Consider the following 13,857-nt stretch of genomic DNA (forward strand, 5'->3'; position numbering starts at 1 on the left):
AGAAACTCAGTGCGTTTTTAAATCAAAACGATGAAAAAGGCATCAAACAGCATTATTTCACGTTTTTTTTAAAAAAAGGTGTTGACGAAAACCCTGAAAATCCGTTTAATGCACCCCGTTGCCTCGATAGCTCAGTCGGTAGAGCAGGGGATTGAAAATCCCCGTGTCGGTGGTTCGATTCCGCCTCGAGGCACCATATTTAGTGAGATGGTGTTTGTACGCAACGTTTCCACGGTTTGTGTGCCGGCTTAGCTCAGTTGGTAGAGCAACTGACTTGTAATCAGTAGGTCACCAGTTCGACTCCGGTAGCCGGCACCATTATTTTGATATTGAGTTTAGAGAACTCTTTAATCAAAGCCTCGATAGCTCAGTCGGTAGAGCAGGGGATTGAAAATCCCCGTGTCGGTGGTTCGATTCCGCCTCGAGGCACCATATTGTAAGAATGGTAATTCATTTAGCATTAGCTAAGTAGATTTCCAAGCAATTCCCCCTTAGTTCAGTTGGTAGAACGGCGGACTGTTAATCCGTATGTCGCAAGTTCAAGTCTTGCAGGGGGAGCCACTTTAAGAAACCTAGTCTTCGGACTGGGTTTTTTTTCGTCTTTTTTTCAGTGCGCTGCACTGATTGTCGCAACCCTAGGCGGGCCCGACTAGGCGTCCCCGTAAAATCACGCAGGGGGAGCCACTTTAAGAAAACCAGTCTTCGGACTGGTTTTTTTTCGTCTATAAAAAGCCCAATCGTTTGATTGGACTTTTTACATTATCGCGGGGGCTGTAGGCGTTTCAATGTCAGGCATTGATGGCTACCAGTCATTCGGCAACCCTGCAGCCAGCATGTAAACGCCTTTGGCAATATGACCGCCATCGATATAGTCGAACGTATCGCAAAGCTCTGAGACCAATGCGATGCCGCGTCCGCACATGGCGCCAGTTTCATCTAAACGGCTCCCTACCCCTTCCGATTCGAACCCTTCGCCATTATGGGTGACATAAAAAGACAAGGTGCGTTTGGATGGGTTGAAAGAAATACCGATTTCCATGTAAGCATGGCCGCCAAGTGCTTCAAGACGACGCTGACGTTCAAGGTAGTAATCAATAAACCCTTGATCATCGGTTTTCACGTCTGACTCCAAGCCTAACAAACCATGTTCGAGAGCATTGTTCGACAACTCTGACAAAACCGTGCACATCAAGTCGAGATCTATGTTGCTACCCAATGTGCCTTTCAACATTCTGCGCACTTCCCCAACCAGATTTACTTTCTGCAATTCGCTGGAGCCAAAATACACGGTCAATTGCGCGGGGGAACGACGGTGATAATACTCAGGGTCACCCGGTTGAATTTCAATGCGGCTTTTAATCGGCGCGGTCAGTTCCAGCATCGACATATCGTCACCGACACCACCACCACTGGTGAACTCAGAAACACGCCGTTGTGTGCTTTCGATGATACTCGCATGTGGCTCAGTGAATATGGCTTCTAAACCTTCTTCACCCAACTCCTGCCCATGTGTATTTCTCGCTTCCGTCACACCATCCGTGAAGAAAAACAGCTTATCGCCATGTTCCAGTTTTAACGCAACAAGATTAGCTTCAAATTCCTCTGATTCCATCGCCCCCAGCGCCATATGGGACGATGGGAGCCGTTGCTTCACTTCACCATTTTTGTCAATGAGATACCCGTCTGGCATCCCACCTCCCCACCAGTTTACATCCACGCCATTTGGCATCACTTCCAATAAATTGGCAGCCACTAACATGCCGGGAGGGAGAAACTTTTTCAGCGTGGCGTTCATTTCTTTCACGATGTCGCCCAGTGCAAGGCCATTATGCGTCATGGCAAAGAAGGCTTTTGTAGCAGGAATAGAAGAGATTGCAGCAGGAATCCCATGCCCTGTGGCATCTGCGAGCAAGGCATACACACCACCTTGAGGACGCGGCGTCACCAGTACCACATCACCATTAAAGTTGGTGTAGGAACTCGTATAGAAGTTCACCCCTTCGGCTTCCTGATAGCAGCCTTGCATCAGGTTACTGAAGATGGTCTCCGCCATGGTGTGTTCGTAAATGGTGTGCGCTTGGAAATGCTTGAGTTTATCGCGCTGAACAGCGACTTCTTTGTATAACCGAATGTTGCGGCAGTGGGCGCGAATTTTCGCAACAATGGTGGTGCGACTAATAGGCTTGGTGAGAAAGTCATCCCCAAGCGTCATGCAGCGATTGAACGTATCGTTATCGGAAATGCCCGTCAAAAACAACACGGGCATATACGTATTTTTATAACGTTTTCTTATCTGGGTAGCAGCTTCAAAACCATTCATGACTGGCATCATCACGTCCATGATCACCAACGCGGGCAATTCATCCATGCCTTCCAACATGTCTAACGCCATCTGACCGTGGTCAGCAATGAGCAGTTCTTCAAATTCATCCTTGAGAACATGCTCAAGAAAACACTGGATCGAGACCTCGTCTTCAACAATCAACGCTTTCACTCAGCTTCTCCCATGCTAAACAACCGCTTTGATATTTGTTAGAGCAACCCGGTCATGCTTGGTATCACCCATTGAGTGGCGCGCTCAAACCAACCACCTCAATACGGTTTGACGAGCACTGATAAGCTTTATCTTTTTGTTTCGCCTTATTCGATTTTGAATTTCTTCTCGAAGCGAGCAATCACTAACACGCGCTTGATTTGAGGCATGGTGTTGATAAGACGAATATCTCCGTCTTTTTGCTCGAGAAACGTCTGCATGTTAAGCAACATGCCTAATCCGGCGCTATCGATGTATTCCGTACCACGGAAATCGACCACAATGTCTTTACCCTGACAATCCTGATAGGCCGAGCGAAACTCTTGCACCACACTAAAATCGAATTGCCCATTGACATGAATAACAACACTGTTCCCTTCTTTTCTTTCTTCACAACTGATGGCCATACCGTCTCCTAAAACAGTTCGATGTCGCCTTCCTCAGCAGACACTTGTTTAGCCGGCGCTCGCTCGGATGAACCCGCCATTTCTTCAATCGCATCGATGGCTTGATGCAGTGCAGCCCAATCCACGCCACCTTCATTCAGTTTTTCAAGGATGAGCGCATTCAACCCTTCAAGAATGTGCAGATTATTGAGAACATGCTGACCTTGCTGAGACACAATATCCGCAAATTGCAGCCCTTGAATGCTCTTGGACACTTCGCCGCGAACAGACTCTCCCAACGCCGTCACTTTCCCAATTTCCATCGTCACTTGCTGATTGACCTGTTGAACACCTTTCAAGAGGTCTTCTATGTGTGTTTTCGATTCAATGGCCGCCGTCATGTCCAAAGTGGCAATTTCGCCCACAATCGAATTCGTTTGTTTCACCGTGTCTTGTGCCAGATTGATATCGCGATGAATTTGACTATTCAGTTCAGTCGCACGGTTCGCTAAATCACGCACCTCTGATGCGACAACACCAAAGCCTCGCCCAAGATCACCCGCTCTCGCGGCTTCAATCGCTGCGTTCAACGCAAGCAAGTTAGTTTGATCGGACATTGCCTGCACTTGATCGAGAAGGTTAAACACCGCATCAAGCTTTTCTGACATGTCATGAATGCGGTGAATGGCAGTGATGCTCTTTTCTGACACCTGAACGAGAATATCGATGTAGGTATCAATGGCCTGCTCCGTCTCGGGCAACACTTTTGTCAGGCTGTATTCGCTCTCATCATTGTTGAGCAAATCCTTCACCATATGTTGCGACAGGGTCGCCTGAGAACTCACGGCTTTTTCCATCCCGAAGAAACTGGCGTTCAGGTTATACACGGAGTCATTAATGACTTCTTGTTGGCGGTCAAGTTGCTCCCGAATAGGCACCAATTCAATTGTCAAAATGTTGTGGATTTTCTTGAGTATTTGCGTGGACTCGTACGACACATCTGTGTGGTTAAACGCGGCCTCTTCTTCGCCAATGTTGGTCTTTGATGCTGTTGATGATTGCCACCACAACAACGTAACCCCTGACAAAACGATCATTGAAGATGCAAGATTTACCACGTTTAGCGAATTTAACAGCGGAGCACATGCAGCAGCGATGGCTAAGAGCGCAATGAGGGCTCTTAGATATTTGTTATCCATAAGCTTTACCTACCAAGTACGTTGCGATTTTGTCCAAAGGTAAAACATGCTGGGCAGCTTCCAGCTCAATCGCTGCTCTTGGCATTCCCCATACAACTGAACTGTGTTCATCTTGTGCGACAGTAATTGCGCCTTGTTGACGCATCTCTAGCATGCCTTGTGCGCCATCTCGCCCCATTCCTGTAAGCAAGACCGACATAGCACGCTTACCCGCCACTTGGGCAATGGACGAAAACATCACGTCCACCGAAGGTTTATGACGCTGAACAGGTTCACTGTCACAGCGTGTGCAGTAATACCGACCGCCTTTTTTAATGATCTTCATATGCACATCGCCTGGCGCGACATATACACGCCCGTTTATCAACGGCGCTTTCCCTGTCGCGAGCTCTTCAACGGTCAGTTTAGAAGCACGATTAAGGCGCTCAGAAAACGATTTACTGAACACCGCTTTGATATGTTGAGTGATGACAATCGGAGGCATCAATTCGGGCAGGGCTTCCAACACATTGCGGATGGCTTCTGTTCCCCCCGTTGAAGCACCAATACCAATAATGTCGATGTCATTGTTAAGCTGTCGGCCAGACACGCTTATCTCGCCCGATGGCTTATGCACTGCACCCGCAATATTGGCAGTAGCGGCCATTTTGACCTTCTCAACCACCAATTGACGGTAAGTGTTTAACTCCGCTGCCACGTTATCCGTTGGCTTGGGGAAATAATCCACCGCACCAATTTCCAATGCCGCGAGGGTTGCTTCTGCACCATGTTGTGTCAACGTAGAAATCATCACGACAGGCATCGGATGAAGGCGCATTAAATTCCGGAGAAATTGAACCCCATCCATTTTTGGCATTTCGATGTCCAACGTAATGACATCGGGCTTCAACTTCTTTATTTTTTCTCTCGCTTCGTACGGGTCTACCGCCAAGCCCACGACGTCTAACTGTGGATCTGCATCTATGATGTCACTAAGCAATGCTCTAAAAACCGCAGAGTCATCAACAATAAGAACCTTGTGTGCTCGCTTTTTCATTAGAATAATTCCGCGTTGTCTTCATCATCTCGTTTTGCTTCATTGACCAGACGACGGTTGTAGTTATTCTCTTCCGCTTCCATTTCGGCACGATAACCACGCAGTTTCTTCACCCACGCTTTCCCCGTTATCGGATCAAATACCACTTTGCGCGGATACTCACTCCCCAAATCTTCGCCAACTAACGTCAGCCCTTCGCTTTCGACATAATTGCGGATAAAGGCGATATTTTTTTCGCCAATATTGGCTTGCTTACCCATCACCAATCCGCCACCAAACAACTTCACACGCAGTCGACTTTTTACCGCGCCCTGCTGAATTAAGGTGTTAATCAACAACTCCATAGCGTAGTTGCCATAGCGCGCAGCATTGGAGCGCCACTGGGTGGGATCCCAATCTTCTATCTCTTCGGCATCCCCAAAAGGCAGCATAAAGTGGTTCATTCCGCCCAACGCAATGAACGGATCCCAGACACATGCTGAGATGCACGATCCTAGCCCGGTCGAGATCAGTTCCCGCTCAGAAGTCACGTACACTTCTCCGGGCTGAATTTTCACCATCATCATTTGCTTACCGGGGTGGTAAAAACGCTTTACCCCTGCCCCTATTGGGCACCCCGTAAGCTCCAACACTTTATGCATATAGCGGATACTGTCCTTAAACGACGTTTCCCGCCCTAAGGCTTGCGAAACATGGTTTGACCGAGATTATCGAATCGGCTACCCATTTCGCCGATGCTTTCCGAATGACCGATAAAAAGAATGCCGCCACTACCGAGTTTTTCCCAAAACCGATAGATGAGCTCTTGCTGCACCTCCCTTTCAAAATAAATCATGACGTTGCGACAGAAAATCGCATCGAGTGGCCCTTTGTGAGGCCACGTCGACATCAAATTTAACTGCTTGAACGCGATGTGTTTTTGTAACAAGGGTTTTGCTTTTAGCAGTTCTTGCTTCGAGCCTTTTCCTCGAATAAAACCGTGCTTGAGTTCTTTGTCTGGAATCACCTTGCAGGCCTCAATGCCATAGGTGCCATTTCGGCCAACATCCAATACCTGCGTATCAAGGTCGGTGGCAAGAATGCGGCTATCATATGGTGAGGTGAGTAAACCATGCGCCGCTAAAGACGACGCAATGGTGTAGGGTTCCTCACCCGTTGAACACCCTGCAGACCATATTCGTATTCGATGTTTATTTTGCTGCTGCCATTCCGGTACCAACACATTGGACAGAAAATCAAAGTGATGCTTCTCTCTAAAGAACTGTGTTTTGTTCGTCGTAAGTGCATTGATAAACGCCACACGTTCGTCTAAATCACTGCGGACTAAATCAAAGTATTCACAAAAGTTATCTATACCCGTGCGGCGAAGCCGACGAGCAAGGCGCCCATAAACCATCGCCGTTTTGCGCTCAGAGAGCGATATCCCCGTCTCTCTGAGCATGAATTCCTGAATGTGGGTAAAGTCATCTGCGGTAAACTCAAATTCACGCTGCTCTTCAATTTGACAAAGCGCTTGAATAGCATCCACCGTCAGAACTCCTCCCAGTCATCTTGAGATGACACACTCGGCGGTACGGCTGCTGTGGTGCCATTTGCTACTTTCTTCGCAGCAGATGACTTCACCTTAGGGGGTGGGGGGGTAGGTTGACGAAAACTTTTAATGGGCTCTGCCGTCACAGCATTGAAGCCAGTACGCGCACTGTCCACTTGGAAGAATCCAATCAGATTCATCAATTCGCTGCCTTCATCACGAAGGGACTGACTCGCCGCAGAAGCCTCTTCAACTAAGGCCGCATTTTGCTGTGTCATTTCATCCATTTTCACAACGGCTTTTGATATTTCATCAATGCCTGTTGCTTGCTCTTGGCTCGCAGAATTGATTTTGCTAATGAGCAGAGTTACCTCGCCGACAGCGTCCACAATCTCGTTTAACACATCGCCTGATTCATCCACCAAACGCGAGCCTTCAGAGACTTTCTCCACACTGTCCTTGATGAGATCTTTAATTTCTTTCGCGGCGCCAGCACTGCGCTGTGCAAGGTTTCTTACTTCACCAGCCACCACGGCAAAGCCTCGGCCTTGCTCGCCTGCGCGAGCCGCTTCAACTGCCGCATTCAGCGCCAACAGGTTTGTTTGAAAGGCAATTTCATCGATCACACTGATGATGTCAGCAATCCGTTTACTTGCCTTATTGATTTCTCCCATGGCAGAAACGGCTTGTTTCACCACGCCACCGCCTTTCTGGGCCTTCGAGCTCGCATCTTGAGAAAGACGATTGGCGGAATTCGCACTCTCCGCATTTTGTTTCACCGTCGACGTCATTTCTTCCATGCTCGCGGCGGTCTGCTCTAAGCTGGCAGCTTGTTCTTCAGTACGCTCACTAAGATCACTGTTTCCATCCGCAATCTCACCCGACGCCGCAGCAACTCGTACTGATGATGCGGTGATTTTCTCAACCATGTCGCGAAGGTTAACAATAGAGGTATTCACCGCGGCACTAAGCTCAGCAAATTCACCTTTATAGTCTTCTGGCATGCTTACCTTGAGGTTACCATTCGACACTTCCGTCATAACTTCTCGGCAGGTATTCAGTGGCCCCACCATGTTATCAAGCAAGCCATTGATGCTTTCACTGAGGTTCGCCATGAACCCAGAGTACTTCGACGTATCCATTCGAGAATCGAGCAAGCCTTGAGACGCATCATTGATCAGCCCTTGGACCTCTCGTTGCCCCATCATCTGCTCGGTGATATCAACCCATTGCAATGCAGGACCGATATAGTTTCCACCGGGGTCGAACATCGCAATACACGTCAGTTCAAACTCCAATTCTTCCACTTTAATTTTCGCCGTAAACGGCAGTCGATCAGGGTTCGAAATAATGGAGCGTTGATGAGCGGGGTTTTTATGGAAGATATCAATATTTCTTCCAACCAAGCTCTCAACCGAAAAGCCAGGGAACGTTCTGCGTAGCTGTTCCTCGCGTTTTTGAAGAAGACGCTTAACGGCAGGGTTTAAGAAAAGAATGTTGCCATCCTTATCCGCCATCATGATGTTCGTTGTCATCCCTTCAACGGCAGACACAAGACGACCCACTTTCAACTCATTTTGGCGGATTTCAGTGACGTCTCGCCATTCAAGGCTGTTACCAATGTAATTGCCTTTGGCATCGGTGATGGCTGCTACATTGAGCTCAATGGTAAGCTCACTGACGCTGATATCTGTTTTATAAGGTAAGTTAGCCGGGTTCGACAAAAGCTGTCGTTGGTGCGCCGGATTCTTATGGAACTCATCAATACAGCGTCCCATCAACCATTCTCGTGTCGCCGTAAAGCCCGGCCATACATCTCTGAATGAAGGCTGGTGCTTATCAAACAGCGCCAAGGTTTGTTCGTTTACGTAGGTAATACTGAAATCTCGGTCAATCAGCACGATTGCTGTTAGAGACTGATCAATCGCAGCTTGTAGGCGAGAGCGTTCGTTATCTTTTTTGATGTCTTCGGTGATGTCGTCCCACTCTAAGGTGTTACCCACATACTCACCATTTGCATCGATAACAGCCCCCACGACAAGGCGCAAAGTGACATCCTCGATTTCAATGTTAGCCACATGAGGCAGGTTGTTGGGGTTCGACAACATTTTTCGCTGGTGCTCGGGATTCTTATGGAAAAGGTCAATGCATGTCCCTTCTATCCAGTCTTTTTCCGCACGGAAGCTTGGCCATTGTTTGCGAAAGAGTGCTTCGTGTTGCCTGAGCAACTCAACAGATTTTTTGTTGACGTAGAACACTTTAAAATCGCGATCTACCATCATAAGCGCGGTTTGAGCCGTGTCCAACGCTGAGACAATATGCGCCTTCAACGCACGCTCTTCGTTACGTTGCTGTTTCTCTACGGCTTTTTCTCTATTCCACCAAGACATAATCCTTAACCCTCGCTAACCAGCTCTGGCTGCGCTACTTCGTGCAACTCATCAAAATCAAAAAGTGTGTCCAATTGAATCAAGACCACATGCTTCCCATTAACCGAGGCGATGCCTTCAATAAACCGTTCATCAATTTTCACGTAACCCGGCGCGGCTTTAATTTGCTTTGCCGAAAGTTGATAAACTTCAGCCACCGCATCAACAATGATCCCTAACGATTGCCCTTCTTCATTACGAACAATCACAACCACCGTGGTATTGCCCAATGTGGCGGGTTCCATGTTGAATCGCTGCCTTAAATCGACAATGGGAATGTATTCACCACGAAGCTCAAGCACACCCAGTAGATAGCTTTCGCTGTTAGGCAGTTTCCTTACATCGGACCAACCTCGAACCTCTTTCACGTCGAGGATGTTCACACCATATTCTTCGTCATCAATCAGAAAACTCAGGAATTCTTTTGCTTCTTCAGCCATAGCCCCTCCTAATGCACCAACCCTTCAATATCGAGCAAGGCGTCGACATCAAGCAGGCTCATGACTTGGGCATCCACATTCAGCAGGCCACTCACAAAAGGCATGACTTGCGAATCACCAATCGGTGGAATCAAACTGTTGTCACCCATGTCTATCACGTCCGACACGGCATCAACAACGATCCCCATCATGCGGTTTCCCGCTGCTTCTCCGGCTCTCAAAATCAACACCACGGTCGTCGGTAAATACTCAACAACCCCAATGTTAAATCTCACCCTTAAATCCATAATGGGCACAATCATTCCCCGCAAATTGATGACACCGAGAATGAATTTGGGCGCACGCGGAATAATGGTGGGAGACTCCCACACTCGAATCTCCTCCACCGCTTTGATGTCCACGCCATAAAGTTCATGAGCGAGGTCAAAGCTCAAGAAATCCGAGCCTTTTAATCTGTCTGTACTTTCTGCTGTTTCTTGAGGCGCTGCTATCTGTTCAGTCATTGTCATCACCTATGCCGCTGCAATGTGGCTTTTGCTGTCGCCCACACGGCTCAAGAAGCCCGACATCAAGCCCTGCACATCCAAAATAAGGGAGACAGAACCATCGCCGAGGATGGTGGCACCAGATATGCCATTGACGCGGGTATAGTTAGATTCGAGGCTTTTGATCACCACTTGCTGCTGCCCGAGCATTTCATCCAGCAGTAATCCAACGCGATTCCCACCCGCTTCAACAAGACACAACAACTGCTTATCAAGCGCACCCGTTTCGCCCAGTTCAAATTCCTCTTTTAAACGAAGGATCGGAATGTTCTCTTCGCGCAGACGATAGAGTTCAACGCCCCCTGTCGCGACTTTCACGCGGTCAGATTCAATTTGGATCGATTCAATGATCGAAATAAGTGGAACCACAAAAACCTGATCCGCCAATTTGATGAGTTGACCATCCAAAATGGCCAACGTCAGAGGAAGACTGATGCGGAAGATGCTGCCTACATTCGGCTCAGAATCGACTTCAATGTGTCCACCTAGATCTTCGATGTTTCGCTTCACCACATCCATACCCACGCCGCGCCCCGAGACGTCAGACACTTGTTCTGCGGTCGAAAAGCCTGGCGCGAAGATCAGGTTATAGACTTGGTGATCGGACAGATCATCCAACGCCATGTCATGATGCAGTAAGCCTTTTTCAATGGCCTTCTTCCACACACGTTCTTTATTCAAGCCTGCGCCGTCATCACGCACTTCGATAACAATGGAGCCGCCTTGATGATAAGCATTAAGAGACACGCGACCCGTTTCAGACTTGCCGTTACTCAGCCGAGCTTCTGGCCCTTCTAAACCATGATCGACCGCATTTCTGACAAGGTGAACCAATGGATCGGTAATACGTTCGAGCACTGTCTTATCGAGTTCGGTTTGCTCCCCTTCAATGACTAATTCAACCGTTTTACCCAGTTGTGATGAGAGGTCGCGAATAAGGCGAGGAAAGCGATTGAAGGCAAAGCTAATAGGCAGCATGCGAATGTTCAACACGCTTTCCTGCAATTCTTTGGTGTTTTGAAGCAATTGGTCGAGACCGGCTTGGAGACGCTCAAGTTTGCTTTCGGAGAAATTTTGTCCCAACTCAGTGAGCATGGACTGGGTGATCACTAGCTCCCCCACCAAGTTGATCAAGTTATCGACTTTGTCGATTTCAACACGGATAGAAGATACCGCATCGGCTTTTGCAGCAGCCTTAGCAGGTGTTTTAGGCTTAGGTGGCACTGGCACGGCGGCGGATTCAGCCGCAGGTTCTGACGCGGCTTTCGACGTTTCATTCCCGCTAGCATCACTGCTTTCTGCGTGACCACTCCCAGAGGTATTCGTATCAAGTTTTGAAATGTCTAATGAGCATTCGTCTTCAACCCATTCAAAAATTTCTTCGATCAGGTGTTTCTCAAGCTCCCCATCAACCACGATGTGCCATTGGAGATAACACATCTCAGGTTCAAGTTCGCTAAAGATTGGAAGGTCATCGGTGATGCATTCGACGGAACAATGCACGCCAAGGTCAAAAAGCTCTCTAAGGATCCGAACAGGATCGTTTCCTGAAAAGAACATGTCTTTGTTAGGGATAAAACGAATAACCCAATCGCCATCACCTTCAGTAGGCGTTGCTTCGTCGCTCGTCGCGCTAGATTGCGCTTCGTCTGGGCTATCGCCACCAAGCAATTGATTGAGTTGCTTGGTGAGATCATCACGCAGTTCGTGGTCGAAATCAGCGTCTGTTTCATAGGCGACCAACATACTATTAATGCAGTCGCCACCTTTGAGGAGTAAATCAATGGTATCGGCATCAAGCCGACGTTTGCCCTCGCGGGCTTCGTCAAGCAAGGTTTCCATGACATGGGTAAACTGGCTAATTTCGTTGAGGTTGAACGTCGCACCACCGCCCTTTATTGAGTGCGCAGCACGAAAGATAGTGTTGATGATATCGAGATCAACGTCACCATCAGGGTCTAGTGCTAACAGTTCACGCTCAAGGACTTCGAGGTTTTCACGGCACTCCTCGTAGAAAATCCGGCGCAGTTGCTCCATGTCCAAAGCCATAGTTCTCTCCTAGGTGGAACACGCTTAGATCACGCGTTGCAGCGTCTTTAAAAGCGTATCTGGATTAAACGGCTTAACGATCCAACCAGTTGCACCGGCAGATTTACCCATGCTTTTCTTCTCCGCGGAAGTCTCCGTGGTAAGCATGAGAATAGGGGTGAATTTGTATTGAGGAACGGCACGGACTTGGCGAACAAACTCCAACCCGTCCATGTTTGGCATGTTAACGTCAGAAATGATCACGTCGTAATCGCCCGACTTCGCTTTTGATAGCGCTTCAGCACCATCATTGGCAGTTTCCACTTGATAACCCGCCTCTTTCAGTGTGTGGCTTACCATTTGACGAATTGAAACTGAATCGTCCGCAGCTAGTATTTTTCGCATGCTGTCACCCTAATTAACTTACGTGAAAAGCTATAAAGCAAAACCGTTTAAACCCAATGGCTCAACTAAACCCAACGTTCTTGCAGCACCCACTAATTCGCTCGAAGCTCCCTCCCACTGCCACTTGATGTTTTTTTCTTGGCAAAGATTTCGTGCAGTAAGTAAAAGTTGTAATCCCGGAGCATCAACACGAGAGACAGCGCTGCCATCAATAAGCAAACTGTCTGACTGCTCCAACTCGGCTTGCAGGCGCTCTTTAATGTCCATGACCTGCGTGATATCTAATTGCTCCCCTAATGCGAATCCCATGTCAGCATTCCTTCCGGTGCTTTTTTGGCTCTCACCATTTAGATTTATGTACCTGTAAGTGTAGCAATAATGGGAAAATTGATAGATTTTTAGTCAACTGATTTTATATTGAGACAAAAAATGTGGTTATTGCCTAAAATTTGGCAGGAGAAATCCGAGAACAAAGGAGAACATTGAAGGATTGATGAAGTGAATGGGTTCAATTCGGCACCAAATTGAATAATGCATCTAGGTTCACAGATCCAAAATACTGGTCAACAGAACACCACCCTGATTGAGATACACTCAAACAAGCCAAAAAAGCAGCAAACGAACTCTTTTCGCAATAATTTATTTTGACAAGATCACGCGAGTCCTATTTAATAGCGCTCGTTGCCTCGATAGCTCAGTCGGTAGAGCAGGGGATTGAAAATCCCCGTGTCGGTGGTTCGATTCCGCCTCGAGGCACCATTTTACAAGTAATCGCTTTTAGCGGTTACAAGGAAATGGGGCTCAGTAGAAGCAACATTTTCAAAGTTTGTGTGCCGGCTTAGCTCAGTTGGTAGAGCAACTGACTTGTAATCAGTAGGTCACCAGTTCGACTCCGGTAGCCGGCACCATCTTTACGAAAGCCTCATCCAAGGATGAGGCTTTTTCGTATCTGGCGTTTGGGAAATGAGATTGCGAGATTGCGAGATTGCGAGATTGCGAATCAGTGTGAGTTCGGCGTTAGCGAGCCTGTAACAGATTCTGTGTAACTGCCATTTAGTTAATATGCTTTTCGAGGCGTTCCCCGAACTCGATAATAAATCGACTCATCGCCTGACGCCAGTTTCGAATCGGCATCGTCCATTTCTTGCTGGCGTCCTTGATGGCCAGGTAAACCATCTTCCTTGCCGCATCATCACTTGGGAATACCTTTCGCTTTTTGATAGCCCTACGGATAACGCTGTTGAGCGATTCAATCGCATTGGTGGTGTATATCGCTTTGCGAATATCATCAGGATAATTGAATAACGTATTAAGGTTTTCCCAGT

13 protein-coding genes and 6 tRNA genes are annotated in these 13,857 nt (G+C 47.8%); 6 read left to right on the forward strand and 13 right to left on the reverse strand.

From position 1 onward, the window contains the following. Positions 1-120 precede the first annotated feature (120 nt). The 4 genes from BM082_RS23620 to BM082_RS23635 all read left to right on the forward strand — a co-directional run bounded on the left by BM082_RS23620 (position 121) and on the right by BM082_RS23635 (position 561). Positions 121-196, forward strand: a tRNA-Phe gene (locus tag BM082_RS23620). Between the two features lie 46 nt (positions 197-242). Further along, positions 243-318: transfer RNA gene (locus BM082_RS23625), tRNA-Thr, on the forward strand. A 38-nt stretch (positions 319-356) separates the two neighbouring features. Continuing rightward, positions 357-432 (forward strand) — tRNA-Phe (locus tag BM082_RS23630). 53 nt (positions 433-485) lie between these two features. Then, a tRNA-Asn gene (locus tag BM082_RS23635) sits at positions 486-561 on the forward strand. Between the two features lie 241 nt (positions 562-802). Here the strand turns inward: BM082_RS23635 and BM082_RS23640 are convergent. The 12 genes from BM082_RS23640 to BM082_RS23695 all read right to left on the reverse strand — a co-directional run bounded on the left by BM082_RS23640 (position 803) and on the right by BM082_RS23695 (position 12,841). Beyond that, positions 803-2,494 carry an ATP-binding SpoIIE family protein phosphatase gene (locus tag BM082_RS23640; protein ID WP_017014620.1) on the reverse strand — a complete coding sequence of 564 codons (1,692 nt, stop codon included), beginning with the start codon at positions 2,492-2,494 and terminating at the stop codon, positions 803-805. A 146-nt stretch (positions 2,495-2,640) separates the two neighbouring features. Further along, entirely contained in the window at positions 2,641-2,940 is a 300-nt protein-coding gene (locus BM082_RS23645) for an STAS domain-containing protein (protein ID WP_017017591.1), read from the reverse strand. Positions 2,941-2,948: 8 nt separating this feature from the next. Next, positions 2,949-4,118: a methyl-accepting chemotaxis protein gene (locus BM082_RS23650; protein ID WP_017017590.1), complete on the reverse strand. Its 1,170-nt coding sequence runs from the start codon at positions 4,116-4,118 to the stop codon at positions 2,949-2,951. Continuing rightward, complete coding sequence (locus BM082_RS23655) at positions 4,111-5,154, reverse strand: protein-glutamate methylesterase/protein-glutamine glutaminase (RefSeq protein ID WP_017017589.1); 1,044 nt, start codon at positions 5,152-5,154, stop codon at positions 4,111-4,113. The genes BM082_RS23650 and BM082_RS23655 overlap by 8 nt, the downstream gene beginning before the upstream one ends. Then, a complete protein-coding gene (locus tag BM082_RS23660; protein ID WP_017010793.1) occupies positions 5,154-5,795 on the reverse strand; it encodes a hypothetical protein in 642 nt (213 codons plus the stop codon). Before BM082_RS23660 ends, BM082_RS23655 begins: the two co-directional genes overlap by 1 nt. Positions 5,796-5,830: 35 nt before the next feature. Beyond that, a complete protein-coding gene (locus tag BM082_RS23665) occupies positions 5,831-6,682 on the reverse strand; it encodes a CheR family methyltransferase (protein ID WP_074928861.1) in 852 nt (283 codons plus the stop codon). Between the two features lie 2 nt (positions 6,683-6,684). Further along, on the reverse strand, positions 6,685-9,075 hold the full coding sequence (aer2, locus tag BM082_RS23670; protein ID WP_017010795.1) for an aerotaxis transducer Aer2: 2,391 nt from the start codon (positions 9,073-9,075) through the stop codon (positions 6,685-6,687). A gap of 5 nt (positions 9,076-9,080) precedes the next feature. Then, positions 9,081-9,554 (reverse strand): chemotaxis protein CheW, encoded by a 474-nt coding sequence (locus tag BM082_RS23675; RefSeq protein WP_017010796.1) that lies wholly within the window; start codon positions 9,552-9,554, stop codon positions 9,081-9,083. An 8-nt stretch (positions 9,555-9,562) separates the two neighbouring features. After that, complete coding sequence (locus tag BM082_RS23680; protein ID WP_017010797.1) at positions 9,563-10,057, reverse strand: chemotaxis protein CheW; 495 nt, start codon at positions 10,055-10,057, stop codon at positions 9,563-9,565. A gap of 9 nt (positions 10,058-10,066) precedes the next feature. Next, the gene (locus tag BM082_RS23685; protein WP_017014624.1) at positions 10,067-12,148 is read right to left on the reverse strand and encodes a chemotaxis protein CheA; all 2,082 of its coding nucleotides are present in this window, start codon (positions 12,146-12,148) and stop codon (positions 10,067-10,069) included. 24 nt (positions 12,149-12,172) lie between these two features. Then, positions 12,173-12,532, reverse strand: coding sequence for a response regulator (locus BM082_RS23690; RefSeq protein WP_017010799.1), 360 nt, complete (start codon positions 12,530-12,532; stop codon positions 12,173-12,175). Positions 12,533-12,562: 30 nt separating this feature from the next. Next, positions 12,563-12,841 carry an STAS domain-containing protein gene (locus BM082_RS23695; RefSeq protein WP_017010800.1) on the reverse strand — a complete coding sequence of 93 codons (279 nt, stop codon included), beginning with the start codon at positions 12,839-12,841 and terminating at the stop codon, positions 12,563-12,565. Positions 12,842-13,215: 374 nt separating this feature from the next. On the opposite strand from BM082_RS23695, the gene BM082_RS23700 reads away from it, so the two are divergent. Both BM082_RS23700 and BM082_RS23705 read left to right on the forward strand, forming a co-directional pair. Further along, positions 13,216-13,291: transfer RNA gene (locus BM082_RS23700), tRNA-Phe, on the forward strand. A 73-nt stretch (positions 13,292-13,364) separates the two neighbouring features. After that, positions 13,365-13,440 (forward strand) — tRNA-Thr (locus tag BM082_RS23705). Positions 13,441-13,585: 145 nt separating this feature from the next. Here the strand turns inward: BM082_RS23705 and BM082_RS23710 are convergent. Further along, positions 13,586-13,857 (reverse strand): transposase (locus BM082_RS23710; RefSeq protein WP_139218816.1); only part of this gene is annotated, 272 nt, incomplete at its 5' end.

Source organism: Enterovibrio norvegicus DSM 15893, assembly GCF_900115495.1.
GTDB classification, from domain to species: Bacteria; Pseudomonadota; Gammaproteobacteria; order Enterobacterales; family Vibrionaceae; genus Enterovibrio; species Enterovibrio norvegicus.